Below are 24,736 nucleotides of genomic sequence, written 5' to 3'. Positions count from 1 at the left end.
GGCCCCGGTCACACGGTGGGTGACTGCTCGCTGATCTCGCTGAGCGCGCTGGTGGGGTCGAGCTGCATGGCCAGGTCGCCGAGCGAGACGATCCCCACCAGCTTGCGGTCACTGTCACAGACCAGCACCCGCCGGATGCCCCGATCCCGCATGAGCGCCGCCGCCTCACCCGCAGTGCAGTGCTGCTCGATCATGACGACCTCGCGGGTGACGATCGAGCCGATGGTGGTGGCCGCGGGGGAGCTGTTCTCCGCCACGGCCCGCACCACGATGTCCCGGTCGGTGAGCATGCCGGCGAGGCTGGCGCCGTCGGTGACCACCACATCACCGATGTCGGCCTCCTTCATCACCCTGGCCGCCTCGTCCAGGGTGGTCTCGGCCGGCAGGTACACGACCTGCTTGGTCATCACGTCACTGACCCGGTAACCGGTCATGAGAGCCTCCGAAGACGTTTCCACCCGATCCGACAGCACTACCCCGTGACGCGGCAGCTACACCAGGCTCGCACGAACCTGGCGTACCTCGTGGACGAGTCGATCCACCAGACCGTCCAGCGGCAGCTCGGTGTGCCCGTCGCCGGCCCGCTCGCGCAGCTCGACGTACCCCTCGGCGAGCCGGCGGCCGACCACGACGGCCCGGGGGATGCCGATCAGCTCGGCGTCGGTGAACTTGACCCCGGCCGAGACGTGCGTGCGGTCGTCGACAAGCACCCGCAGGCCGGCGGCGGCGAGACGCCCGCCGAGCTCCAGCGCCGCGTCGAGCTGCGGGCCCTTGCCCGCAACCACCAGGTGTACGTCACACGGCGCGACCGCCGCCGGCCAGACCAGTCCCCGGTCGTCGTGGTGCTGCTCGGCCACGGCCGCCACCGCCCGGGAAACCCCGATGCCGTAGCAGCCCATCGTCGGCCGGACCGGCTTGCCGGCCGGCCCGAGCACGTCGACAGCGAAGGCGTCGGTGAAGCGGCGGCCGAGCTGGAAGATGTGCCCGATCTCGATGCCCCGCCGAATGGTCAGCTCGCCCGCCTCGCACTCCGGGCAGGGGTCGCCGGCGCGGACGTCGGCCGCCTCGATGGTGCCGTCGGGTGTGAAGTCCCGTCCGCACACCACGTCGGTCGCGTGTCGGCCCGACTCGTTCGCTCCGGTCAGCCAGGCAGACCCGGTCACCACCCGAGGGTCGACCAGATAGCGGATGCCCAGTTTGTCGAGCAGTTGCGGGCCGATGTAGCCGCGAACCAGCTCCGGATGCTCGGCCCACTCGTCGAAGACGGTCACCTGTGCCGGGTGCAGCGCGGCACCGACCCGCTTCAGGTCGACCTCCCGGTCACCGGGCAGCCCGACGACCAGCAGTTCGGCCCGGTCGGCACCCGGCTGACGAACTGACAACACGACGTTCTTCAGGGTGTCGGCGGCGGTCCAGCCGGCCCGACCGCCCAATTGGCGCGCGTTCGCCAACTCCACCAGGCTGGCGATCGTCGGAGTCTCCGGAGTGTCGTGCACCTCGACGGCCGGCTGCGCGCTCGGGTCACCGGCGCTCGGCACCCGGGTGGCCACCGCCTCGGTGTTCGCCGCGAAATCGCAGGAGGTGCAGCCCACGAAGGTGTCCTCGCCGACCGGCGTCGCCGCCAGGAACTCCTCCGACGCGGAGCCGCCCATCGCGCCGGACATCGCCTGCACCACCGTGTAGTCCAGCCCCAACCGGTCGAAGATCCGCCGGTACGCGGCGCGATGCCGCCCGTACGCCTCCCGCAGCCCCGCCTCGTCCAGGTCGAAGGAGTACGCGTCCTTCATCAGGAACTCCCGGCCGCGCAGCAACCCGGCCCGAGGCCGCGCCTCGTCGCGGAACTTCGTCTGCACCTGGAACAGCGTCACCGGGAAGTCCCGGTACGAGGTGAACAGGTCCTTGACCAGCAGCGCCGCCATCTCCTCGTGGGTGGGCGCCAACAGGTGCTCGGCACCGCGCCGGTCGGCGAGGGTGAAGATGTCGTCGCCGTACTCCGTCCACCGGCCACTCGTGCGGTACGGCTCGGCGGGCAGCAGCGCCGGAAAGTGCACCTCCTGGTCGCCGATCGCCACCAGTTCGGCGCGTACGACCTCGGTGATCCGATCAAGCACCAGCTTGCCCAGCGGCAGCCAGGTGTAGCCGCCCGGTGCGGCACGACGGATGTAGCCGGCGCGCAGCAGCAGCCGATGGCTCGGCACCTCCGCGTCGGCCGGATCCTCGCGCAGAGTCCGCAGCAACAGGGTCGACATGCGTAGCAGCATCCGCGCAGCCTACGGCCGGTGCGACAGGATGAGCGATCCATTTCGATCCGAGCGGACCCGATGCCGGCAACCATCGGCGCCGTTGCTGGCGTCTGCAAGGACACCAAGTCCTCGTACCCCGACCTGAAGGATTGGCCCGTGTGGACCCTCTGCTGAGTGAGTTCGACTCGTTCGTCCGTACCCGCACGCCAGCGTTGCTGCGCTCGGCCTACCTGCTCACCGGCGACCAGCACCTGGCCGAGGACCTCGTCCAGTCGGCCCTGGCCCGGACCCACCGCTCCTGGAACAGCCTGCACCACAGCGGCAACGCCGAGGCGTACACCCGCAAGACCATGTACCACCTACAGGTGTCCTGGTGGCGTCGGCGCCGGGTACCCGAGTCGATGCCGGGCGACCTGCCCGAGCCACGCGGAGGCGACTCGGCCCCGGACCACGCCCACCAGACCAGTCTGCGGCTCACCCTGCGGGCGGCACTGGCGAAGCTCTCCCCGAAGCAACGTGCCGTGCTGGTGCTGCGGTTCTTCGAGGACCGCACCGAGGCGGAGGCGGCGGACCTGCTCGGCGTCACGATCGGCACCGTGAAGAGCCAGACGGCCAAGTCACTGGCCAGGCTGCGCACCGTCGCACCCGAACTCGCCGAGCTGTACGTCCTGGAAGGGAGTACCCGATGAACGACCAGCGCCTCCGGCTCGATTTGACCGCCCTGGCCGACGAGGTCACCTCGGTCGACCTGCGGGACCGGACCCTGCGTACGTCCCGCCGGCTCGGCATCCAACGGGCGGTGGCCACGTCGGCAGCCGCGCTGGTGCTGATCGCCGCGGCGGCCGGTACCGCCTTCGCCATCCGACCGGACCAGTCCCCGACCCCGCTGCCCGCCGACACCCCGTCGGTCACCGCGACTCCGACGCCGTCGGCGTCCCCCACCCCGACGCCCTCCACCAGCGCCGGCGACACCCCCGGCGCCCCACCCAGCGGCGGAACGGGCACGAACACCCCGTCCGTGCAGTTCGGCAAGCTCTTCTACGGCCCCGCCAGGAACCCCGTCGGCGAGAACGGGAATCTGCGGTCATGGCGTCCGGGTGAGAGCCCGGTGCGACTCATGGAGCTGCCGCACACAGCAGCGATCCTCAACGTGAACGTGTCGCCGGATGGCCGCCGGGTGGCCTGGTCGGGCGAGGATGCCGAGGACAGCGGCGACCTCTACATCGCCAACGTCGACGGGTCGAACAAACAGAAGATGCGCTCGGAGGTCGACCCGTACTGCGTCACTCCGGCCTGGTCCCCAGACGGGCGGCAGTTGCTGTTCCGCGTGGATTTGCCAGGCGGTGGCCATGGCCGGTTCGGGTTATTGGATACGCGCTCCGAGAAGAGGACGGTGCGCTGGTGGCGCACCGAACCTTCGGCCTGCCATGCCGTCTGGTCGGCGGACGGTAAGACCATCGCCATGACCACCGATGTCGGGGTCACGGTCGATGCCGGGGTCGTGCTCTACGGCACGGACGGCACGAAGAAGCGAGCCATCCCCGGCTTCTCCCTCGACGGTTGGCACAGCAACGACATCGCTAGTCTCTCCCCGGACGGTTCCCGGATCGCCCTGCTGCGAATGAAACTCGGTGAGGACGACGGCAACCTCGCGCGTGATCTGCGGGCCAATGTGGTGTTGGACACCCGTACGGGCAAGCAGGTCTCGTTGCCGTTGGGTGGGCGCACCTTGGAACAGGTCTACTTCCAGTCGGACGGCTCGATGGTCGTGCGGGTCAAGGCCGGCAGCGGGTACGCGCTGCTGCTGGTGGACGAGGACGGCAGGAAGATCTCCGAGACCGCTGAGCCGGCGAGTCTGAAGAACGAGCAGATCCTGGCCGTCGTCGACTGACCGATCGGCGCGAGACGGGCGGGTCACCCTCGGGTGGCTCGCCCTTTCCGCGTCTGCGCACCGCCGGCCAGGCGGTGTTGATCACGGTCGGTGAACTGCGGAAAAGGTTGCCGGTGCGAGCGGATCCGACTGTCAGGTAGTAGCGCGCCGCGGCGGCAACTCGGCAGGGCCAGGGGCTCGTCTTGGGTGGTGCCAGGCACTGTGAGCCTCCACAAAGGATGGAAACGATGAACCTCGGCCCGTTCACCCACACCACCCGTCCCGCCTCGGCCCGTCGTTCCGGTGCGCTCGCCGGTACCGCTGCCCTGCTGCTTCTGGCGTTCGGTGTGGCTGCCTGCGGCACCGCCGACCCGAAGGCCGCGCCCGCTCCGGCCGAATCGGCCACCGCCACCGCCGCCGCTCCCTCGGCCGGCGACACCTCGGCCGCCGGCACCGGCGGCTCCGTGCCGGATGCGGCCCCGGCTGTCGCGCCGGCCCGCCCGGCGGTCGGCTCGACGCAGTGGCCGCAGCTCACCTGGTACACCGCCGAGGAGCACGGCCAGAAGCAGAACGACCCGGCCCGGATCTGGCGGCGTACCCCTGCTGGGACGTGGCAGGTGGAGCGTTCGGGCCGTCCCCAGAACGGCAAAGCCCTCAACGGCCCGCTCGCCGTCTCGCCGGACGGCCGACGGGCGGCCTGGGTGGAAGGGTCCGCCCGCCGGCTGGTGATCAGCGCGTTCGACGGCACGAAGCGGCACGTCATCCCGACCCAGGGCCAGCAGACCTGCGCGCCGAGCTGGCTCGACTCCGGGCGGGTGCTGTACGGCCTGGGGCGGGAGAAGGAGCTGACGCTCATCGCGGTCAACGCCGACGGGACTGGGCAGAAGGTGCTCGCCACCCACTACCCGAAGTGCCCGACGGTGTCCGGCGGATGGATCGCCCAGGTCGGCGCGCAGACCGTGGCGATCGGGGACGAGCGAGGCGTCCGACATGCGATCAGCCCGCGCCTCCCCGCCGGCCTCGTCATTGGTGGGGTGGCGGCGGTCTCCGGCAACGGCCGGACGCTGGTGATCAGCGCCCACACGACCAGCCCCGGGGGATGTGGGTGCAGCGAGCGGTTCCGCAACTACCGGCTCGACGCGGTCAGCGGGGCCGTCACCGAGCTGGCGCCGTTGGACCCGGCGTGGAAGCAGGCGACCGGGCATGGCGAAGCCGTCGACGGGGTCGTCCTGGCCGACGGCGGCCTGGTGGTGCAGATCAACGCGGCGACGCCGGCCGACGGCGCGCCGGCGTACCGGTTGGTCCGGTACGCCGCCAGTGGCCGGGTGCTGGCCACCGCGTCGGTGCCTGCCGGCCAGCCGTGGGGTGGTCTGCTGGGCTGAGCTCCCGGTGCCGCGTCACCGGGTACGAGGGACCGGCCACTCACGGGGGTGGCCGGTTCCGCCCGTCGTCTGTGCAATGACCTCCGACACGTAGTGGATTCGGGGCGGTGCCGGGCGTTCCTGCGGTGACAGACTGGTCGCCGCAGGCAACGAGTGGCGTGAGGGAGGCGCGGGTGCGCTGGCGCAGTTTTGTCGCGGTCGGGGACAGCTTCACCGAGGGTATGGACGACGCGTACCCGGACGGGACCTTCCGGGGCTGGGCGGACCTGGTGGCGACCCGGCTCGCCGCCGACGCGGGGCCCGACTTCCGGTACGCGAACCTGGCCATCCGGGGCCGGCTCTTTCCCAGCGTGGTCGCCGAGCAGGTGCCCTCCGCCGTCGCGATGAAGCCCGACCTGATCAGCTTCGCGGCCGGTGGCAACGATGTGCTGCGGCGCACCTTCGACCCGGACACGCTTGTCGCGCGCTTCGACGAGGTGGTCCGGCAACTGCGCTCGGGTGGCGCGGACGTGCTCCTCTTCCGGTTCGCGGACGTGATGGCCCGACTCCCCGGCCAACGCCTCGTCGCCCCCCGGGTGCAGCTGCTCAACCAGGCGGTCGGTGAGACCGCCGAGCGGCACGGCGCCATCATGGTCGACCTGTACGCCGACGACACGTTCCTCAACCCCATGCTCTGGAGCACCGACCGGCTGCACCTCTCCCCGGCCGGGCATCGCCGGGTCGCCGGGCAGGTGTTGAACGCCCTCGGGGTTGGTTGCGACGAGGAGTGGCTGATGGTCCCGCCACACCCGTCGCCGTCGCCGTGGCTGGCCGCCCGCGCTTCCGACCTGCGGTGGGCCGGTCAGTACCTCGCCCCCTGGGTGAAGCGGCGGTTGACCGGTCGGTCGTCCGGCGACACTGTGACGGCGAAGCGCCCGCAACTCGGCCCGCTCGTCGACTGAGCATGATCACCCTGCACACGGCGGCCCTGCTGCGCCGCGACCGGGACGGCGAGTCGTTGCCCGACCACGCCGTGCTGGTCAGTGGCGACCGGATCGAGGCCGTCGGCCCGCTGGCCGAGCTGAGTTCGGCGTACGCCAACGCCCGAGTTCGCCGCTGGCCCGGCACGCTGGGGCCGGGTCTGCTGCACGTCGGCCCGCTTCCGCCCGCGCCGACCCCGCGTGAGCGGGTGCACGCGCTGCTGCGTACCGGGGTGACGGCGGTGCTGGCGGAACACCTTGCCGACCCCGCCCTGCGGGCCGCAGCCGAGCGCGGTGACCTGCTGGTGCTGGCCACCGCCGTGGCGCCGACGCTGCGGTCGGCCGGGCGGGCCGACCTCGCGGTGCACGGCGTCGACGGGGCCTGTCTGGTGACAGTCGTCGCTGGTCGGATCGCCCACCGTCGCGCCTGAACAGGTCGGAAGATCTCCACTGTGGAGTCGATCGATCGAATCGGGGTAGCCCGATGTCCGTCGTCCTCGATAGCATCCGCTGCCCCCGCTGATCGGAAGGCGGGGACATCGGGGAAAGGTGGATGAGGGATGACCCTCATACCTGGCACGACGACATCCGCAGGACCGGTCCGGGCACTGCTGGCCATGGGGCTTTCCGTTGCGGTCGCCGCCGGGGCGCTCACGCTCACGGCCACACCGGCCGCAGCGAACGAGGCGCTGAACCAGCCGCCGGGTGTGCCGACCGAGCTGCACACCTCCGGCGAGCCGTGCACGACGGCCGAGCCGTACCAGTTGTGGCAGAACGACGACCTGGCGCTCTCCGCCGTCCTGCACGACCCGGACGTCGACGAGAACGGTGGCACCGACCGGTTGACCGCGACCTTCGCGCTCTGGCCGGTTGAAGAGCCGACGGCTCGGATCGAGCGATTCGGGTACAACGGTCGGGAAGGCGATCGGGAGAGCGGCCTCTTCGAACGGGAAACGCTCACCCACGACCGGTTGTACGCGTGGCAGGTCCGGGCGGCGGACAGCCAGGCGACCGGCGAGTGGAGTGGCCTCTGCTATCTCCGGACCGACTTCCAGGGCCCGGAGGTCGCGCCGGTCGTCACCTCCACCGACTTCCCGGTCGAGGGCTGGCACCCGGCGCTGTCGGGTCAGTTCACCTTCGACGCGGCGGCGACACCGGACGCGGTCGGCTTCCGGTATGAGCTGCTCGGCGGCGACGGCGTCCACGCGGTGCCGGCGGACCAGCCCGGCGGCTCGGCCACTGTCACGCTCCGCCCGGATGCGGGGCCCAACACTCTCGTGGTGTGGAGCCTGGACGCGGCAGGGAACAGGTCACCGGAGGCGCGGTACGAATTCCGGGCCAGCGACGTCGCGCCGATCGTCACCGGCAGACTCACCGAGATCGGCGTGCCGACCACGTTCACCGTGCAGCCGCAGATGGCGGGTGTGATCCGCTACCGGTTCCACCTGGACGGCGACCCCGAGCAGACGGTGGAGGCGGCGGCCGACGGCACTGCCACGCTGACCGTCACCGCGACCCGGGGCGGCAACCGGACGCTCTCCGTGACCAGCGTGACCGCCGATGGCGTGACCGCCACCACGGCGAGCACCTTCGCGCTGTCCACCGCCCCGAAGATAACCGCGACTGTCTATCGGCAGGGCGGCACCAGTGGCGGGCCGGGTGTGCCCGGTGTCTTCACCTTCACCCCGCGCCAGCCTGACGTGGTCAGCTACCGCTACAGCTTCAACACGGTGACCAGCACCGTGGCCGCGGCGGCCGACGGCACCGCGTCGGTGACCTGGACGCCGACCAAGGCCGGGCTGACCATGCTCACCGTCTGGAGCATCGACCGGAACGGCACCCAGTCGGGTTCGACGTCCTTCATCTTCTTCGTCGGCAATCTGCCGCCGAGCAACCCGGCGCAGGCCGGCGACCAGTAACCCGCCGATCGGCCGGCCCACCATCCCGTGCGGGTGGTGGGCCGGTCCTGTTACAGCGGTCGCGGCGGGCGATCCGGCGTACCTTGGGGATCATGTCTGTGCCGAACGATCCCGATCCCCGCCTCCAGTCGTACGCGGACCCCCAGCGGCTGGTCACCACCGAGTGGCTGGCCGAGCATCTGGGCGATGAAGGCCTCGTCGTCGTCGAGTCCGACGAGGATGTGCTGCTCTACGAATCCGGTCACATTCCCGGTGCGGTCAAGGTCGACTGGCACCTGGATCTGAACGATCAGGTGACCCGGGACTACCTGGACGCCAAGAGCTTCGCCGAGATGTGTGCCGCGAAGGGCATCGGCCGGGGCGACACTGTCGTCTTCTACGGCGACAACTTCAACTGGTGGGCCGCGTACGCCCTCTGGGTCTTCACGCTCTTCGGTCACGCCGACGTGCGACTGCTCGACGGCGGCCGGCAGAAGTGGATCGCCGAGGGACGCGAGGTGACCCGCGACAAGCCGGCTCGCCCGCGCGCCGACTATCCGGTGCCGCTGCGCGACGACGCGCCGCTGCGGGCCTTCCGTGAGCAGGTCATGGCGCACGTCGCCTCCGGGCGGCCACTTGTCGACGTCCGGTCGCCGGGTGAGTACACCGGCGAGATGCTGCACATGCCGGACTACCCGCAGGAGGGCGCGCTGCGCGGTGGACACATCCCGGGCGCGCTCAGCAAGCCGTGGAAGTCCGCCGCCAACGAGGACGGCACGTTCAAGTCCGCCGACGAGCTGAAGGCCATCTACGCCGACCAGCTCGGGCTGAGCCCGGACGACGACGTGATCGCGTACTGCCGGATCGGCGAGCGGTCCAGCCACACCTGGTTCGTGCTGCGGCACCTGTTGGGCTACCCGCAGGTGCGCAACTACGACGGCTCGTGGACCGAGTGGGGCAACCTGGTCCGGGCGCCAGTCGTCAAGGGCGACCAGCCCGGCGGCCTGACCGTCTGACCAGATCGTCGTGTGATCGACTCGGGTTCCCTGACGTCGGGCTGTCCCACTCGCCGGGACACCGCGACATCTATGAGCCCGAGTCGATTACGTCGAGACCCGTGTCAGCTGGCGAGTGCGAACACGCCGCGCAGGTCGCGGACGATGCCGGTGATCTCGCCGGTCTCCGGGTGCCAGCGCGCCAGGGCGGCCGGTTCCAGTCGGAGTAGCACCGCGCCCTTGTTGTCCCAGCCCAGCACGTCGCAGCAGCCCTTGCCGCGCTCCCGGCCCAGGTCGAGCAGGTGGAGCACGGCGCCGGTCCGCGCGTCCAGCACTGCCGTCCCCTCTGCGCCGTCGATCTCGCTGTTGGTGATCCAGGCCGCCCGCGCCAGCCGCTCGCCGTGCAGCCAGCCCCGGCCGTAGAACTCGTTGACCTGGTAGGGCGAGGGCAGCCCCGAGGTGTCGACCGGTTGTTCGGAGCGGAGTTCGCCCTCCCGGGCGGTCCGGCTGCGCAGCTTCAGGCTGGCCCCCTCGCCGTACATGTCGATCAACGGGGCCTCGCGCCCGGCGGCCGGGTCGGGCGCGATCAACTCCCAGGTCGACACGTCGATAGTGCTGGCCGCCCCGGTGACCCGGTCCACCGCGTACGTCCGGTCGTCGCCTCCGACCAGCACCCGGTCGTGCGCCCACACCACCAGCTCCAGGTAGCCGTCGAGGGGTATCCGGCGGACGGCCGCCGTGGTGAGATCGATCATGATCAGCTCTTTGGTCTGCGCGAACGCCGCCGACCGGCCGTCCGGCGACAGCACCCCCGGCTTCAGCGCGGGCGCCTCGTTGCCGCCCGCGTCCCGAGTCGGTGCCAGCGTCACCACGTCGAGGCTGCGCACCACGCCGTCGTTGCCGAGCACCCGGACCGGGCCGTCGGCGCGATACTCCTCGTCGACGGGCTGGAACATTGCCAGTGCCTGCTGGACCGGTCGCTCGGAGAGCGGCACTGTCGCCGGGTCGCCGAGCTTGGCCAACGGATCGGGCGGGTAGGTCAGCTCGGCGGGCGGTTTCTGCACCGGACCCGCGTGGGAGGGGTCGACGGTCGGGGTGACCGTCGGGCCGACCGGAGGGGCTGGCGTCCGGTCGGCGGGCGGTCGCAACGCCGCCACCGTGCCGCCACCGACCAGCACCACGGCCAGGGCGACCACTGCGACGGCCCGCCGGGTACGCCGGGTACGCCGAGCCCGTTCCCATCCGGCGGCGGCCGGCTGGCTGGGGAGCACGTCCTCGACGCTGACGGTCAGCAGTCGACGCAATTCCTGCTCGTTCACGGGTTCACCTCCAGGCCGCTGGCCAGATCGGCCGAGCCTCGGCTCGATCGGGCATCGCGGGCGAGTTCCGGGGCCACCTCGCGGAGTCGGCGCAGCGCCGCATGGCACTGGCTCTTCACGGTGCCGACCGTCACCCCGAGCGCCTGGGCGGTGGCGACCTCGGTCAGGTCCTCGTAGTAGCGCAACACCAGCACGGCCCGCTGCCGCGGTGGCAGCAGGCCCAGCGCGTCGTGCATGGTCAGCCGTAACGCGCCGTCACGGTCGTGGGCCACCTGGTCCGGCGGTGCGGCGCTGAGCCATTCCCGCCGTCGGCGACGCCACCACGACACCGAGTCGCGGTAGAGGATGGCGCGCACGTACGCGGAGGGGTCGCCGTCGCGGACGGAGGACCAGCGCAGCGCCAGCTTGAGCAGCGCGTCCTGGAGGAGGTCTTCGGCCTGATGCCGGTTGCCGCAGATCAGGTAGGCCGCGCGGAGCAGCCGGTGCTGGTGGTTCTCCACGAAGGCGAGGTAGCCGTCGCGTCCGTCGTCCCTCGTCGGCGCCATCCGCCCTCCTCCCGGCCGTCGCGCTGTAGGCGTCACCTGGCAGACGCACGGGAGGCGGCAAAAGGTTGGGTCAGCTCGGTGGCGTTCCGGTCAGATAGCGCTGGAGCGTCGGCGCGATCCAGGCGACCAGCTCGTCCGGCGTGGTGTCCACCATGGGCGGCAGGCGGACGATGTATCGGGTGAAGGCGAGGCCGAGGATCTGACTGGCCACCAGGCCGGCCCGTCGGGCGGTCAGCGTCGGGTCGCTGCCGAACGTGGCCACTGCGGCGGTGAGCTGGTCGGCGAAGATGCCGCGCATGCGTTCGGCCGCGCCGGGGTTGGTGCTGGCGGCCCGCAGCAGCGCCACCAGGGTCTCGTCGCCCTCCCAGCGGGCGAGGAAGTGCCGGACCAGCACCTCACCGAGGCGGGCGGGCGGCACCGAGGTCAGGTCGGGCAGGCGGAGGTCGAACTCGGCCGCCGCCGCGAAGAGCCCCTCCTTGCTGCCGTAGTAGCGCATCACCATCGACGGGTCGATCTGGGCGTCGGCGGCGATGGCCCGGATCGTGGCGCGCTCGTAGCCGTCCGCCGCGAACCGTTCCCGGGCCGCTCGCAGGATCGCCGCCCGGGTGGCGTCGGAGCGGCGGGGCTGGGTCGACTGCGCGGACGGGGTCATGCCAACGACCGTAGGCCAACAGGTGTTGACACGCAATCAGGACGGCCCTAGCGTTGCCAACACATGTTTGCCAACAGGTGTTGGCAGCGGTACCTGGAGGTGGCCATGCTGCCCACGAGCACCGACGTCCTGGTGGTGGGCGCCGGCCCCACCGGTCTCGCCACCGCCCTGACGCTGGCCCGGCGCGGGGTCGAGGTGACAGTGCTGGACCGGACGGCCGCGCCGCCGACGACCTCCCGCGCCGCCGTCGTGCACGCGTACACCCTGGAGGTGCTGGACCAGATCGACGCCGCGGCGCCGCTGATCGCCCAGGCGGTGCGGACGCCGCGTTTCACAGTGCGCGACCGGGACCGGGTGCTGCTGTCGGTGCCGTTCCACGAGTTGCCGTCCCGCTTCCCCTACGCGCTGCTGGTCTCGCAGGCGGTCACCGAGACCGTGCTCACCGAGAAGTTGGCGGGACTCGGTGTCCAGGTACGACGGCCGTGCCAGCTCACCGGGCTCAGCCGCGCCGGTCACGGCATGCTCGCGCAGGTCGACGACGAGACACTGCGGGCCCGGTTCGTGGTCGGTGCGGACGGCCTGCACAGCACGGTCCGGCAATTGGCCGGCATCGGCTTCACCGGCGACAGCGACGAGGAGTCCTTCGTGCTCGCCGACGTGCGGGTGCGCAGCGTGCTGCCCCGCGACGAGGCGGCGCTCTTCCTCGCCCGCCCCGGACCGCTGGTCTGGGCGCCACTGCCCGGTGGGGTGGTCCGGTTGGTTGCCGCCGTGGCGAGCGCCCCGGCCGAACCGGACGCGGCCTACCTCCAGGCGCTGCTCGACGAGCGCGGCCCGGCGCGACGACCCGACCGGGTGACCGAGGTGCTCTGGGGCTCCCGGTTCCGGGTGCACCACCGGATCGCCGACACCTTCCGAGCCGGGCCGGTGCTGCTGGCCGGCGACGCCGGACACGTGCACAGCCCGGCCGGCGGGCAGGGCATGAACCTCGGCATCTGCGACGCGGTAGCGCTCGGCACCGCAGTGGCGGACGTGCTCGACGGCGGCCCGGAGACGCTGCTCGACGACTACACCGCCAGGCAGCGGCCGATGGCCGAGGACGTGCTGAGCTTCGCCGCCGGGCTGACCAGGATGGCCGGTGTCTCCCCGGCTCGTCGGCCCGCCCGCGACGTGCTGCTCCGGCTGCTCGGTGCCGTTCCACCGGCCCGCCGACGCATCGCGCTGCGCCTGTCCGGGCTGTCGCACCGGGAGCGGACGCCGGGCTAGCCCGCGCGGCTCAACACGGCGGGCGCGGCCGGGCGCAGTGTCCGCCACGCGGCGACGGTGACCAGCGCGAAGGTCGCCGCCGCCGCGCCCGCCACCGGCGCCGTGCCGTACGCCGCGGCGGCCAACCCGGCGAGCGCCGCCCCGAGCGGCGCGGTGAGCAGACCAACCATCCGCTGGGCCGCACCGACCCGGCCCAGCAACCCGCTCGGCACCTGCCGCTGCCCGTACGACGCCCACAGGCTGTTCCACACCACGGTGCCGGCGGCGAAGACGGCCAGCGCGATCCCGCCCGACACCGGATGCCGAGCCAGCGCGAAGCCGGTCAGCGCCACTGTCTCCACGGCCAGCACCGCACGCAGCGCCGGCACCGTGCCGAGCCGGGCGGCGAGCCGCCCCGCCCCGAGCGCCCCCGCCACGCCCCCGACGATGGCGGCGGCGGCGAACAGCCCGTACCCGGCCGGCGGCACCCGGAGCACGTCCAGCGCGTAGAGCACCAGCACCGCCATGATTCCGCTGATCGCCAGGTTGCTCGCGGCGGTGAGCAGCGTGACCCGCCACAGGGTCCGGTGCGCCAGCAGCCAACGCAGCCCCTCGACGATCTCGCTCCACACCGAGCCGCGCCGTCGCGCCGTCGCTGTGGTGATGGCGGGACGCGGACTGAGGGCCAGCACGAGCACTGCGGCCGCCGCGAAGGTCACGGCGTCGAGGGCGAACGGGACGGCCGGGGCGACGGCGAACAGGACACCGGCGGCGGGCGCCCCGAGGAAGCCACCGGCCACCGCCGACCCCGCCTGGAGCCGGCCGTTCGCCCGGGGCAGCGCGTCCGCCGGCACCAACGCGGGGAGCAGCGCGAACGACGCGGAGTCGAAGAGAGTGCCCAACGTGGCGAGCAGGAACGCCGCCACCAGCAGCACCAGCACACTGACCCGGTTGAGCGCGACCACCACCGCCAGCGCCGCCACCACTGCCGCGCGTACCCCGTCGACCAGCGCCATCGTCCGACGGCGGTCCCAGCGGTCCGCGTACACGCCGCCGAGCAGACCGAAGAGCAGCGGCGGCAACTGCCCGGCCACCGTGACCGCCGCGATGATCCGCGGATCGCGGGTCACTGTCGCGGCCAGCAGAGCCAGTGCCGGGGTACGCAGCGCGTCCCCGAACCGGGACGAGACGGCCGCGGACCACAGGAGCCGGAAATCCCGGCCCAGAGCGGAGGAAGTCATGCCGGCGACCGTGCCGGTTCGACCGGGTCGAGGGTCAAGCCGCCGGGGCGAAAGGGGACCGCGCCTGTCGGTGATCATCGGTACGGTGAGCGCCGGCATCGGGACCGGGGAGACAACAGACGTGGATCACACTTTCCAGGTCGACCTACGTGGCGTGGTTGACCTGCTCAGTCATCACCTCTACGGCAGCCCGCGGGTCTACGTCCGCGAGCTGCTCCAGAACGCGGTGGACGCGATCACCGCCCGACGCAGGACCGAGCCGGACGCGCCGGCGCTGGTACGCATCGAACCCCCGGACAGCACCGGCGACGGCACACTACGGGTCCACGACACCGGCATCGGCCTGACCGAGGCGCAGGTGCACGAGCTGCTTGCCACCATCGGCCGCAGCTCGAAGCGCGACGAGCTTGGTTTCTCCCGGCACGAGTTCCTCGGTCAGTTCGGCATCGGTCTGCTCTCCTGCTTCCTGGTGGCCGACGAGATCCAGGTGCTCACCCGGCACGGCGACAACCCCACGGTTCACTGGACCGGGTACGCCGACGGCCGCTACGCGGTGACGGTGGCCCCGCCGGAGGCCGCCCGAGCCGAGCCGGGCACCACAGTCACGCTGGTGCCCCGCCGGGACGCCGACCAGTGGTTCACCACCGCGACAGTCACCGACCTGGCCCGCCTCTTCGGCGCGCTGCTGCCGGTCACCGTCCGCGTCGGCGACGTCGTCACCACCACCGGGGAGCCGCCCTGGCCGACCACGCCGGGTGCGCCACTGGACCGCGCGGCGCTGATCCGGTACGCCCGGGAGACGCTCGGCGTGGACCCGTTCGACGTCCTGCCACTGGCCGTGCCGGAGGCCGGGCTGACCGGTGTCGCCGTCATCCTGCCGACGCCGGTGAACCCGGCGGCCCGGGCCGGGCACCGCGTCTACCTCAAGCGGATGCTGCTCACCGAGAACGCCGACGGGCTGCTGCCGGAGTGGGCGTTCTTCGCGCACTGTGTGGTGGACGCGACCGAGCTGCGCCCGACCGCCAGCCGGGAGGCCCTCTACGAGGACACCCTGCTGACGGCGACCCGGGAGGCGCTCGGCGACCAGGTGCGCGGCTGGCTGGTCCGGTTGGCACGGCACGACCCGCACCGGCTGGCCGAGTTCCTCCAGGTGCACCACCTCGGCGTGAAGGCCCTGGCGCTGCACGACGACGAGATGCTCCGGCTGGTCGACCAGTGGTGGCCGATGGACACCAACGTCGGCACGCTCACCCTCGCCGAGTTCCGCGAACGCCACGGCGTGGTCCGCTACGCGGCCAGCCTCGACGAGTTCCGCCAGCTCGCCGCGGTGGCCGCCGCGCAGGACCTGGCGGTGGTCAACGCCGGCTACACGTACGACACCGAACTGATCGAGCGGCTGCCGGTGGTGGACCGCTCGGTGCTCATCGAGCGGCTGGAGCCGAGCGACCTCACCACCCGGTTCGACGCGCTCGACCCGCAGGTGGAGTTGGCGCTGCGGCCGTTCCTCGCGGCGGCGCAGCGGGCCGTCGAGCGGTCCGGCTGCGAGGTGGTCATCCGGGCGTACGACCCGGTCTCGCTGCCCGCGCTCTACCTGGTCAGCCGGTCGGCGGCGTTCAACGACCAGCTCGCCGCCAGCCGGGACCGGGCCGACGAGCTGTGGGGTGGAGTGCTCGACGCGCTCGCCGCCACCGCCCCGCCGGACCGCCCGCAGTTGGTGCTCAACCACCGCAACCCGCTGGTCCGACGGGTGACCATGCTGAGCGACCCGGAGCTGGTCGGTCTGGCCATCGAGGCGCTGTACGGGCAGGCGCTGCTGCTCGGCCACCATCCGATCCGCGCCGCCGACGCGGCGTTGCTGAACGATTCCTTCCTCGGCCTGCTCGGCCGGGCTGTCCCGGGACGGGAGTGAGCATGAGCGACGAGGATCTCTGGCGGGTGCTGCGCGGCATCTCCGACATGCCGTACGGAGCGGGGCAGATCGCCGCCCTGGAGCAGTTGCTGCGCCGGGTGGACGCCGCCGACGACCGGCACCTTGCATTCGTCACCCGGATGCAGGCCACCACCAGCTACATCTACGGCGGTGAGCCGGCCAAGTCCTTCGTGACCTTCTCCTGGTGCCTGTCCGAATTCGACAGTGACCCGCAGCCGTACCACCAGCGTCACCTGCACAATCTGCTCTGGCACTTCAAGTACATGATCAACGGGCTGCTGAACTTCCCGGAGGTGCCGCTCGACCGCACGTACGCCGTGCTGGACGACATGGAACGCCGCTACCGGGCCGGCGGGCACAGCCTGCAGGCAGTGCACAAGCACCGGTTCCGGGTCGCCGACCACGTGGGCGACGTCGAGGCCGCCGCGCACTGGTACCGGCTCTGGCAGACCACGCCGCGCGACGGCCTGTCCGACTGCGCCGGTTGTGACCCCACCAGCCAGGTGGGCCACCTCGCCGACACCGGGCGGGACGCGGAGGCGGTGGAGCTGGCCGAGCCGGTGCTCGCCGGCCGGCTCAACTGCAACGAGCAGCCGCAGTCGATCCTCACCGCGCTGCTCCTGCCGTACCTGCGGACCGGGCGGGCCGAGGAGGCGCGGGACGCGCACCGAGAGGCGTACCGCCGGCTGCGCGGCAACCTCGCCAACCTGTGGGACGTCGCGGACCACATCGAGTTCTGCACGATGACCGGCAACGAGGCGCGGGCGATCGAGCTGGTCGAGCGGCACCTGGACTGGCTGGACCGGCCGCCGTCGCCGGCCGCCGCCATGCACTTCGCGGCGGCGGCCACCGCGGCGCTGCGTCAGGCCGGCCCGTCGACCGTGTACCGCCGGGCCGCCGACGGCCGGCCGGCCGCCGAGGTGTCGGCGGCGTCGTTGGCGGACGAGCTGGCCGGGACCGCGACCGGTCTGGCCGCCCGCTTCGACGCTCGTAACGGCACGAGCCACCAGTCGCAGTGGGTCGCTCGTCGGCTGGCCGTGCAGGCGAGCGGGGAGCATGTGCCGCTGTCCGCGAGCGTCCGCCGCCGCCCGACCCGGCCGACCCGTCCGGTCGGGGATCAGCCCAGCGCACCAGCGTCGTCCACCGAGCGCGCCGAGCGAGTGCGAAGCGCGAAGGGTGAACGACCCGCCCTGACAGTGCCCGCCGACGCCGGCCCGGACGATCTGCTGGACCTCGCGGAGCAGAGCTGGGGCCGGCACGACCGGGCCACCTTCCGGACGGCACTTGTCGCGTTCGACGACCGGTTCGGCTCCGCCGAGCTGCCCGCCCGCACGTCCGCGCACCGGCTGGCGCTGCGGGCGTCGGAGCGTGGCGACGACGACATCGAGGGTGCGATCACGCTGAATCGGGCGGCGTTGGAGCTGTACCGGAAGGCGGACGAGGAGGTGGCCGCCCAGACGGTTGCCGGTCGGCTCGGCGTGCTGTTGACCCGGTCCGACGAGGACACCGAGGAGGGCCTGCTGCTGGTCCGGGAGGCGGCCGAGGTCCTGGACCGGCTCGGCGACGCCCAGCAGCGGGCGGCCGGACACGACCGGGTGGCGTTGGCGCTGCTGCACCGCGAGCGTTGGGCGGAAGCGCTCGCCGCGCTCGAACGGGTACCGGCCGACGCGGGCGGCGATCGGTACCTGGCGGCCCGGATCGCACTGCACCGTGGGCACCTGCTGGAGCAGGTGGACCGCGTCGACGAGGCCCGCGCCGCAGTCGAAGAGGCGCGCCGGATCGGCCGGGAGTTGGGCGTCGGCGAGGTGGTCACGGGTGCGTGCCTGGCGTACGCGCGGCTGGTCGACGATCCGGCGGACGCCGTCGCCGCCTGCGACGAGGCGTTGGAGGCGGCCACGGCGGACGCGGAGCTACCGGTCCGGGTCACCCGCGCCCGGGCGTTGCTGGCGGCCGGCCGGGCCCCGGACGCGGTGGACGACTTCGTCGAGGCGGTGACGCTGTGCGTGGAACGGGGCGCCGAGGGGGACGCGTTCCTGCGGTGGGAGCTGGCGAACGCGTACCGGATGGTGGGCCGGCTCGCCGAGGCCGCCGAGGTCGCCGAGGAGGCCGTGCTCGGTCTGGATCGGCTGGGCGCCCAGGCCGAGGCCGATCGCTGCCGGCACCTGCTGGCCGGCGTCTACGCCGGCCTTGGTGAGATCGACCCGGCGTTGGCCCTGTTGGAGCAGTTGGCCAGCAATCTGGACGGACCGGACAACCTTCCGCACCGGGCGCAGGTGCTGGAGGAGGCCGGCGGGATCCTCTACGACGCCGACCGGGACGCTGCGGCGGGCGAGCGGTTCGCCGCAGCGGCCGAGGCGTACCGGCTCGGTGACCTGCCGCTGGACGAGCTGCGCGCTCGTCGGCGGGAGACGTACGCCTGGTTCTGGGCCGACGACCGGGACGCGGCGTTGCGCGCCGTCGAGGTGGTGGACGGGTTGGCGGCGAAGCTGGCCGGGCAGGCCGAACCGCCGGTGCTGTACGAGCTGGCGATGGCGGCCGAGGCCGGAGCGCGGGTGCTCACCGGGCAGGACCGACTGGACGAGGCCCTGGCCCGGCTCACCGGGGTGCCGGACCGGTTGCGCTCGATCGAGGCGTTCGGCGAGGCCGCCCAGGTGGAAACCCTGATCGGTGAGCTGTTGCTGCGCCTGGACCGGCCGGCCGAGGCGGAGCCGCTGCTGCGCCGCGTGCTCGGTGGGTCACCGGCCGCCTCGCGGCAGGTCCGCCAGGCGGCCTGGCTGCTGGCTCGGGCGCTGGATCTGCTCGATCGACCCGCGGAAGCGGCAGCGCTGCGCGCGGAGCACGACCTGAACGAGGACGACTGATCTCGCCGGCCGCCCCTGGCCAGGTCAGGGGCGGCCCGGCCCGGGGCGGACGGAACTGACCGGCAACCATCGCGGGCTCCTCGCGGTCTAGGCTTGCCCGGTGACGGTGGAGCAGCAGGCACGGGGCGCGGCGGGTGCGGGCCGGCGCAGGTCCCGCAAGGACGAGATCCTGGAGATCGCGGTAGGTCTGTTCGCGGCGCGTGGCTATCACGGCGTGTCGATGGACGATATCGGCGCGGCCGCCGGGGTCACCGGTCCGGCGCTCTACCACCACTTCGCCGGCAAGGAAGCCATGCTGGCCGCCGCGCTGATTCCGGTCAGTGAGGGGTTGCTGGCCGGTGGGCGGGAACGTGCCGTCGGGCGCTCGGACGACCCGCGCGGCGTGCTGGAGTCGCTGATCGACTTCCACGTCGAGTTCGCGCTGGCCAATCCGGCGGTGATCGCGTTGCACCTGCACGAGCTGGACCGCCTGCCCGAGGAGCCACGGCGCCGGATTCGTCGCCTGCAACGGCTCTACGTCGAGGAGTGGGTGACAGTGCTCACCGCGCTGCACCCGGGGATGCCCGACGGTGAGGCGCGGGTTCTCGCGCACGCCGCGTTCGGCCTGATGAACTCGACGCCGTTCCTCGGTGGTGAGGTGGACCGGCGGCGCCGCGCCGAGCTGCTGCGCGGCGCGACCCTGGCCGCGCTGCTCGCCTGAGCCGACTCGTCAGAACCGTACCGGTCATGATTCCCTGACATCGTCCCACTATCCGGACGCCGGGAGGAAACATGATCGAGTCACTGCTGGTCGCCAATCGGGGCGAGATCGCCCGCCGGATCATCCGGACCGCCAAGCGGCTCGGCATCCGCGTGATCGCTGTGCACTCGGAGGCCGACGCCGACCTGCCGTTCGTCGCGGAGGCGGACGAGGCGGTCCTCATCGGCCCACCGAACCCGGCGCTGAGCTACCGCAACACCGAGGCGATCCTCGCCGCCGCGAAGTCGACGGGCGCGCAGGCCATCCACCCCGGGTACGGCTTCCTGTCGGAGAACGCCGAGTTCGCCCGTACCGTCGAGGCGAGCGGCCTGATCTGGGTCGGACCCGACGCGGACGCGATCACCGCGATGGGCGACAAGATCAACGCCCGGAACCTGATGGCGGCGGCCGGTGTTCCGGTCGCGCCCGGCACCACCGATCCGGCCGCCGACCTGGAAGCCGCGGTGACGGCCGCGGCCGAGATCGGCTACCCGGTGATGGTCAAGGCCGCTGCCGGCGGTGGCGGCATGGGCATGGGCGTGGCCGCCGACGAGGCCACGCTGCGCACCGAGTACGACAAGGTGCGCGCGTTCGCCGAGCGGATGTTCGGCGACGGCTCGGTGTTGATCGAGCGGTACTTTCCCCGGGTACGGCACGTCGAGGTGCAGATCCTCGGCCTGGCCGACGGCCGGGTGGTGGCGCTCGGCGAGCGGGAGTGCTCGGTGCAGCGGCGCAACCAGAAGCTGGTCGAGGAGTCCCCGTCGCCGGCTGTCTCGCCGGAGCTGCGATCCCGGCTCCTGGCGGCTGCGGTGCGGGCCGGCGAGGCGGTCGGCTACCGCAACGCTGGCACCGTGGAGTGCCTGCTCGACCCAGCCACCGGCGAGTTCTTCTTCCTGGAGATGAACACGCGGTTGCAGGTGGAGCACCCGGTGACCGAGTACGTCTACGGCATCGACCTGGTCGAGGAGCAGTTGCGGGTGGCCTCCGGGTTGGCGCCGACGTTCGACCCGGCCGCGTTGACCCCGAGTGGGCACGCCATCGAGATGCGGATCAACGCGGAGGACCCGAAGCGTTTCCTGCCCGGCCCGGGTGTGATCAGGACGTGGGTGGAGCCGACGGGCGAGGGTGTCCGGGTGGACTCGGGCTACACCGAGGGCAACACTGTCACCCCGTTCTACGACAGCCTGCTGGCCAAGCTGATCGTCAGTGGCGCGACCCGCGACGAGGCGCTCGACCGCGCCACGGCAGCCGTCGCGGCGTTCCAGATCGAGGGCCCGAAGAACAACGTCCCCTTCTTCGCCGAGCTGCTCACCAACGACGAGTTCCTCTCCGGCGCCTACGACACCAGCATCGTCTCCCGCATGCGCTGACCCCACCCTGACCGCCCCGCTGACCGCCCCAGTGACCGCCCCCTGACCGCCCCGGTGATCAAGAGGTTTGCGTCAGGATTCGCGCCGCAGATGACGCGAACCTCTTGATCAACAGCGGGGTGGCATGCTGGGAGGACCCCCTAAGCACTGCTTTCGTCACAGTGAGGTGACCCCTTATGGCGGACCTGCCAGATTCCGTCTCGATCCGCGAGGTTGGGCCGCGGGACGGGTTGCAGAACGAGGACCCGATCCCGACCGACGCCAAGGTGCGGCTGCTCGACGCCCTCTCCGGCACCGGCGTACGCCGCATCGAGGCGGTGTCGTTCGTGCACCCCAAGGCGATTCCGCAGATGGCCGACGCCGACGAGGTGTGGCAGCGGGCGGTGAAGGCCGACGGGGTGCGGTACTCCGCGCTGGTGCCGAACACCCGGGGCGCCCAGCGGGCCCTCGCCGCCGGATTCACCGAGATCGAGGTGGTGGTCTCGGCCAGCGACACCCACAACCGGCGCAACGTCAACCGGTCCACTGACGAATCGCTGGACGAGATCGCCGAGCTGATCGACCTGCTGCACGGGGCGTCGGCGCGGGTCGAGGTGATCGTGGCGACCAGCTTCGGCTGCCCGTACGAGGGGGACATCGACCCGCAGCGGGTGGCCGGGATCGTGGACCGGGTCGTCCGCGACGGCGCGGACCGGGTCGCGTTCGGCGACACCACCGGCATGGGTACCCCGCGTCGGGTTCGCGAGCTGCTGACAGCGGTACGCGACAGCAACGCGCACGTGCCGGTCCTGCTGCACTTCCACAACACCCGGGGTACGGCGCTGGCCAACCTGCTGACCGCGCTGGAGCTGGGGGTGACCGAGTTCGACGCCAGCGTCGGTGGGCTCGGTGGCTGCCCGTACGCACCGGGTGCGAGCGGCAACCTGGCCACCGAGGAGGCCGTGCACATGCTGCACGACATGGGCATCGACACCGGCATCGACCTGCCTGCGCTCATCGAGGCTGCGGAGCTGGCCGAGGAGTTGCTCGGCAAGAAGCTGCCGTCCGGTGTGCTGCGGGCCGGTCCGCGTACCCGGCTGACGCCGCTGCCGAGCTGAGGACGCGAGGGAAGGGGCCGGCGCACGCACCGGCCCCTTCCACGTGCCAGGTCGATCAGCTCACCGAGGTGAGCGTGCTCGGCCAACTGTCGCGGAAGATGTCCGCGCTGCGGTCGGTGGCGCTGAACGTGCCGGCGAAGAGGTTGCTCACCCGGCTCGCCTCGGCGGAGCTGGGGTAGGCGTTGGTGCAGCTGGTGCCGGCGCTGCCGCCGGACATCAGCAGCGCGCAGTTTCCGTTGTAGTTGTCCGGCAGGCCGAGGATGTGCCCGATCTCGTGGGTCATGATCCGCAGCACGCTGTACTGGGCGGCCTGCTGGGTGTCGATGTAGACCCGGCCGTTGCCGAGGCTGGTCCGCTGGGCGTACGAGCCGCCGCCGGTGATCCGGTAGATGCGCAGGTTGGAGCCGCAGTTGGCGGAGAGCGTCAGGTTGACTGTGGCGTTGTTCCAGATCGAGGCGGCCTGGTTGGCGACGCTGGCGTAGCTTCCCGCCTGGCTGGTGTTGTAGCAGATGGTCATGGCGGCGGACGCGGGCGAGGGGTTGGCGACCGTGATGCCGAGGGTGGCGAGCGTCGTCGTGAGCAACGCGACGGCGAGCCGATTGAGTCGTGAGGTCATCGCTGACTCCGATCTGGGAGGAGGGGTGCCAGGAGCCTAGCGATATGTATTCACGTTTTTCAATGTCTTGCTCTCAGCTTCGCTGTCTGGTTCGCTCGTAGGTCGCCGACAACCTCGCCGATGCGCTAGCCTAACGATCGTTCAGGTCAGTATGGCGGAGGAGTCGGCGTGACGCTCGACGGTGAGGCACTGGAGCAGCTGCGCAAGCGGGCCCGGTCCGGCGGCGCGGACAAGTACCACGCGGCCAACGCGGCCAAGGGCAAACTCTTCGCCCGTGAACGGGTCGCGCTCCTGGTCGACGAGGGCTCGTTCGTCGAGGACGGCCTCTACGCCAACACGATGGCCGAAGGGCTGCCCGCCGACGGCGTGGTGACCGGCACCGCCACCATCGACGGCCGACAGGTCTGCCTGATGGCCAACGACTCCACGGTCAAGGCCGGCAGCTGGGGCGCCCGCACCGTCGAGAAGATCATCAGGATCATCGAGCGGGCGTACGGCGCCGGCGTGCCGATGGTCTACCTGGTCGACTCGGCCGGCGCCCGGATCACCGACCAGGTCGATCTCTTCCCCGGCCGGCGTGGCGCCGGCAAGATCTTCTGGAACCAGGTCCGCGCCTCGGGCTCGATCCCGCAGGTCTGCGCGCTGTTCGGCCCGAGCGCAGCCGGTGGTGCGTACATCCCGGCGTTCTGCGACGTGGTGGCGCTGGTCGACGGCAATGCCAGCATGTACCTCGGCTCCGACCGGATGGTCGAGATGGTCACTGGCGAGAAGACCACGCTGGAGGCGATGGGCGGGGCGAAGGTGCACACCGCCGAATCCGGCGTCGGGCACTTCCTCTGCAAGACCGAGGCCGACGCGCTCGACGTCGTGAAGACCTACCTGTCGTACCTGCCGGCGAACTGGACGCAGGCGCCACCGACCGCACCGGCGGTCGCCGCGCCCGCGAAGGCCGATCTGGCGGCCTTGGTGCCGGCCAGTGAGCGGCAGGCGTTCGACATGCGGCGGTACGTCAAGGGTCTGCTCGACGAGGGTTCCTTCTTCGAGATCCAGGCGCTCTGGGCCAAGGAGCTGACCATCGGCTTCGGCCGCCTCGACGGTCAGGTCGTCGGTGTCATCGGCAACAACTCGATGTTCAAGGGCGGCGTGCTCTTCGTCGACTCGGCCGACAAGGCCACCCGGTTCGTGCAGCTCTGCGACGCGTTCAACGTGCCGCTGCTGTTCCTCAGCGACGTGCCCGGCTTCATGGTCGGCAGCGCCGTGGAGAAGCAGGGCATCATCCGGCACGGCGCCAAGATGATCACTGCGATCTCCGAGGCGACAGTTCCGAAGATCTGCGTGGTGGTCCGCAAGGCGTACGGCGCCGGTCTCTACGCGATGGCCGGCCCCGGGTTCGAGCCGGACGCCACTATCGCACTGCCGACCGCGAAGATCGCCGTGATGGGGGCCGAGGCCGCCGTGAACGCTGTCTACGCCAACAAGATCGCCGCCATTGCGGACGAGGACGAGCGGGCGGCCTTCGTCGCCGCCAAGCGGGCCGAGTACGAGCAGGACATCGACGTCGTCCGGCTGGCCAGCGAGTTGGTGGTGGACGCCATCGTCGAGCCGCACGACCTGCGCACCGAGCTGGTCCGTCGATTCGCGGCGGCCCGCACCAAGGATCGGCACTTCTCCCGCCGTCGGCACGGCGTCACCCCGGTCTGATCACCGACTCGGGCCCGCACAGCGACCCGCCCCCGGCGTCACGAGCGCCGAGGCGGACCGTCCTTACAGGAGGATG

General features: G+C 71.7%; 21 protein-coding genes. 14 read left to right on the top strand and 7 right to left on the bottom strand.

What is annotated here, in order from left to right:
- Positions 1 to 8 precede the first annotated feature (8 nt).
- Together OG992_RS20900 and OG992_RS20895 are read right to left on the bottom strand one after the other, a co-directional pair.
- Positions 9 to 434, bottom strand: coding sequence for a CBS domain-containing protein (locus OG992_RS20900; RefSeq protein WP_030487636.1), 426 nt, complete (start codon positions 432 to 434; stop codon positions 9 to 11).
- 57 nt (positions 435 to 491) lie between these two features.
- Entirely contained in the window at positions 492 to 2,261 is a 1,770-nt protein-coding gene (locus OG992_RS20895; RefSeq protein ID WP_238687651.1) for a proline--tRNA ligase, read from the bottom strand.
- A gap of 140 nt (positions 2,262 to 2,401) precedes the next feature.
- On the opposite strand from OG992_RS20895, the gene OG992_RS20890 reads away from it, so the two are divergent.
- From OG992_RS20890 to OG992_RS20860, 7 genes are all read left to right on the top strand, one after another.
- Complete coding sequence (locus OG992_RS20890; RefSeq protein ID WP_112726603.1) at positions 2,402 to 2,932, top strand: SigE family RNA polymerase sigma factor; 531 nt, start codon at positions 2,402 to 2,404, stop codon at positions 2,930 to 2,932.
- Positions 2,929 to 4,134 carry a hypothetical protein gene (locus OG992_RS20885; protein WP_266304093.1) on the top strand — a complete coding sequence of 402 codons (1,206 nt, stop codon included), beginning with the start codon at positions 2,929 to 2,931 and terminating at the stop codon, positions 4,132 to 4,134. Before OG992_RS20890 ends, OG992_RS20885 begins: the two co-directional genes overlap by 4 nt.
- 227 nt (positions 4,135 to 4,361) lie before the next feature.
- Positions 4,362 to 5,495, top strand: coding sequence for a hypothetical protein (locus OG992_RS20880; protein WP_238687652.1), 1,134 nt, complete (start codon positions 4,362 to 4,364; stop codon positions 5,493 to 5,495).
- A gap of 173 nt (positions 5,496 to 5,668) precedes the next feature.
- The gene (locus tag OG992_RS20875) at positions 5,669 to 6,436 is read left to right on the top strand and encodes an SGNH/GDSL hydrolase family protein (RefSeq protein WP_238687704.1); all 768 of its coding nucleotides are present in this window, start codon (positions 5,669 to 5,671) and stop codon (positions 6,434 to 6,436) included.
- 2 nt (positions 6,437 to 6,438) lie between these two features.
- Positions 6,439 to 6,885: a hypothetical protein gene (locus tag OG992_RS20870; RefSeq protein ID WP_238687653.1), complete on the top strand. Its 447-nt coding sequence runs from the start codon at positions 6,439 to 6,441 to the stop codon at positions 6,883 to 6,885.
- 129 nt (positions 6,886 to 7,014) lie between these two features.
- On the top strand, positions 7,015 to 8,373 hold the full coding sequence (locus OG992_RS20865; protein ID WP_238687654.1) for a hypothetical protein: 1,359 nt from the start codon (positions 7,015 to 7,017) through the stop codon (positions 8,371 to 8,373).
- 92 nt (positions 8,374 to 8,465) lie between these two features.
- Positions 8,466 to 9,368: a sulfurtransferase gene (locus OG992_RS20860; RefSeq protein WP_238687655.1), complete on the top strand. Its 903-nt coding sequence runs from the start codon at positions 8,466 to 8,468 to the stop codon at positions 9,366 to 9,368.
- Positions 9,369 to 9,472: 104 nt separating this feature from the next.
- Here the strand turns inward: OG992_RS20860 and OG992_RS20855 are convergent, their stop codons facing one another.
- From OG992_RS20855 to OG992_RS20845, 3 genes are all read right to left on the bottom strand, one after another.
- On the bottom strand, positions 9,473 to 10,666 hold the full coding sequence (locus OG992_RS20855; protein ID WP_238687656.1) for a hypothetical protein: 1,194 nt from the start codon (positions 10,664 to 10,666) through the stop codon (positions 9,473 to 9,475).
- Positions 10,663 to 11,211, bottom strand: coding sequence for a SigE family RNA polymerase sigma factor (locus tag OG992_RS20850; RefSeq protein WP_238687657.1), 549 nt, complete (start codon positions 11,209 to 11,211; stop codon positions 10,663 to 10,665). Before OG992_RS20850 ends, OG992_RS20855 begins: the two co-directional genes overlap by 4 nt.
- Positions 11,212 to 11,281: 70 nt before the next feature.
- On the bottom strand, positions 11,282 to 11,863 hold the full coding sequence (locus OG992_RS20845) for a TetR family transcriptional regulator (protein ID WP_266304092.1): 582 nt from the start codon (positions 11,861 to 11,863) through the stop codon (positions 11,282 to 11,284).
- 63 nt (positions 11,864 to 11,926) lie between these two features.
- Here OG992_RS20845 and OG992_RS20840 point away from each other — a divergent pair, with 63 nt between their 5' ends.
- A complete protein-coding gene (locus tag OG992_RS20840) occupies positions 11,927 to 13,126 on the top strand; it encodes an FAD-dependent oxidoreductase (RefSeq protein WP_266304091.1) in 1,200 nt (399 codons plus the stop codon).
- Here the strand turns inward: OG992_RS20840 and OG992_RS20835 are convergent.
- Positions 13,123 to 14,346, bottom strand: coding sequence for an MFS transporter (locus tag OG992_RS20835; protein ID WP_266304090.1), 1,224 nt, complete (start codon positions 14,344 to 14,346; stop codon positions 13,123 to 13,125). The two genes, OG992_RS20840 and OG992_RS20835, sit on opposite strands and share 4 nt — an antisense overlap.
- Positions 14,347 to 14,467: 121 nt before the next feature.
- Between OG992_RS20835 and OG992_RS20830 the strand changes: the two genes are divergently transcribed.
- From OG992_RS20830 to OG992_RS20810, 5 genes are all read left to right on the top strand, one after another.
- Complete coding sequence (locus OG992_RS20830; RefSeq protein ID WP_238687661.1) at positions 14,468 to 16,255, top strand: HSP90 family protein; 1,788 nt, start codon at positions 14,468 to 14,470, stop codon at positions 16,253 to 16,255.
- 2 nt (positions 16,256 to 16,257) lie between these two features.
- Complete coding sequence (locus OG992_RS20825; protein WP_266304089.1) at positions 16,258 to 19,137, top strand: hypothetical protein; 2,880 nt, start codon at positions 16,258 to 16,260, stop codon at positions 19,135 to 19,137.
- 100 nt (positions 19,138 to 19,237) lie between these two features.
- A complete protein-coding gene (locus OG992_RS20820) occupies positions 19,238 to 19,837 on the top strand; it encodes a TetR/AcrR family transcriptional regulator (RefSeq protein ID WP_238669677.1) in 600 nt (199 codons plus the stop codon).
- Positions 19,838 to 19,908: 71 nt separating this feature from the next.
- Complete coding sequence (locus OG992_RS20815; RefSeq protein WP_266304088.1) at positions 19,909 to 21,246, top strand: acetyl/propionyl/methylcrotonyl-CoA carboxylase subunit alpha; 1,338 nt, start codon at positions 19,909 to 19,911, stop codon at positions 21,244 to 21,246.
- Positions 21,247 to 21,422: 176 nt separating this feature from the next.
- Positions 21,423 to 22,343, top strand: a complete 921-nt coding sequence (locus tag OG992_RS20810) for a hydroxymethylglutaryl-CoA lyase (RefSeq protein WP_266304087.1) — start codon at positions 21,423 to 21,425, stop codon at positions 22,341 to 22,343.
- A 55-nt stretch (positions 22,344 to 22,398) separates the two neighbouring features.
- On the opposite strand, the gene OG992_RS20805 is transcribed toward OG992_RS20810, so the two are convergent.
- Positions 22,399 to 22,959 carry a snapalysin family zinc-dependent metalloprotease gene (locus tag OG992_RS20805; RefSeq protein ID WP_238687664.1) on the bottom strand — a complete coding sequence of 187 codons (561 nt, stop codon included), beginning with the start codon at positions 22,957 to 22,959 and terminating at the stop codon, positions 22,399 to 22,401.
- Between the two features lie 168 nt (positions 22,960 to 23,127).
- Between OG992_RS20805 and OG992_RS20800 the strand changes: the two genes are divergently transcribed.
- Positions 23,128 to 24,660 carry an acyl-CoA carboxylase subunit beta gene (locus tag OG992_RS20800; protein ID WP_266304086.1) on the top strand — a complete coding sequence of 511 codons (1,533 nt, stop codon included), beginning with the start codon at positions 23,128 to 23,130 and terminating at the stop codon, positions 24,658 to 24,660.
- The last annotated feature ends 76 nt before the right edge of the window (positions 24,661 to 24,736 follow it).

The sequence above is a fragment of the Micromonospora sp. NBC_00362 genome, assembly GCF_026342155.1.
GTDB classification, from domain to species: domain Bacteria; phylum Actinomycetota; class Actinomycetes; order Mycobacteriales; family Micromonosporaceae; genus Micromonospora; species Micromonospora hortensis.
This window is presented reverse-complemented; position numbering and strand designations above follow the sequence as displayed.

Bases quoted from the DNA above. Each gene is read 5' to 3' on its own strand.
- OG992_RS20850 (WP_238687657.1), bottom strand. From the start codon at position 11,211: ATGGCGCCGACGAGGGACGACGGACGCGACGGCTACCTCGCCTTCGTG.
- OG992_RS20845 (WP_266304092.1), bottom strand. From the start codon at position 11,863: ATGACCCCGTCCGCGCAGTCGACCCAGCCCCGCCGCTCCGACGCCACC.
- OG992_RS20825 (WP_266304089.1), top strand. From the start codon at position 16,258: ATGAGCGACGAGGATCTCTGGCGGGTGCTGCGCGGCATCTCCGACATG.
- OG992_RS20870 (WP_238687653.1), top strand. From the start codon at position 6,439: ATGATCACCCTGCACACGGCGGCCCTGCTGCGCCGCGACCGGGACGGC.
- OG992_RS20815 (WP_266304088.1), top strand. From the start codon at position 19,909: ATGATCGAGTCACTGCTGGTCGCCAATCGGGGCGAGATCGCCCGCCGG.
- OG992_RS20810 (WP_266304087.1), top strand. From the start codon at position 21,423: ATGGCGGACCTGCCAGATTCCGTCTCGATCCGCGAGGTTGGGCCGCGG.
- OG992_RS20900 (WP_030487636.1), bottom strand. From the start codon at position 434: ATGACCGGTTACCGGGTCAGTGACGTGATGACCAAGCAGGTCGTGTAC.
- OG992_RS20860 (WP_238687655.1), top strand. From the start codon at position 8,466: ATGTCTGTGCCGAACGATCCCGATCCCCGCCTCCAGTCGTACGCGGAC.
- OG992_RS20840 (WP_266304091.1), top strand. From the start codon at position 11,927: ATGTTTGCCAACAGGTGTTGGCAGCGGTACCTGGAGGTGGCCATGCTG.
- OG992_RS20885 (WP_266304093.1), top strand. From the start codon at position 2,929: ATGAACGACCAGCGCCTCCGGCTCGATTTGACCGCCCTGGCCGACGAG.
- OG992_RS20835 (WP_266304090.1), bottom strand. From the start codon at position 14,346: ATGACTTCCTCCGCTCTGGGCCGGGATTTCCGGCTCCTGTGGTCCGCG.
- OG992_RS20865 (WP_238687654.1), top strand. From the start codon at position 7,015: ATGACCCTCATACCTGGCACGACGACATCCGCAGGACCGGTCCGGGCA.
- OG992_RS20895 (WP_238687651.1), bottom strand. From the start codon at position 2,261: ATGCTGCTACGCATGTCGACCCTGTTGCTGCGGACTCTGCGCGAGGAT.
- OG992_RS20880 (WP_238687652.1), top strand. From the start codon at position 4,362: ATGAACCTCGGCCCGTTCACCCACACCACCCGTCCCGCCTCGGCCCGT.
- OG992_RS20805 (WP_238687664.1), bottom strand. From the start codon at position 22,959: ATGACCTCACGACTCAATCGGCTCGCCGTCGCGTTGCTCACGACGACG.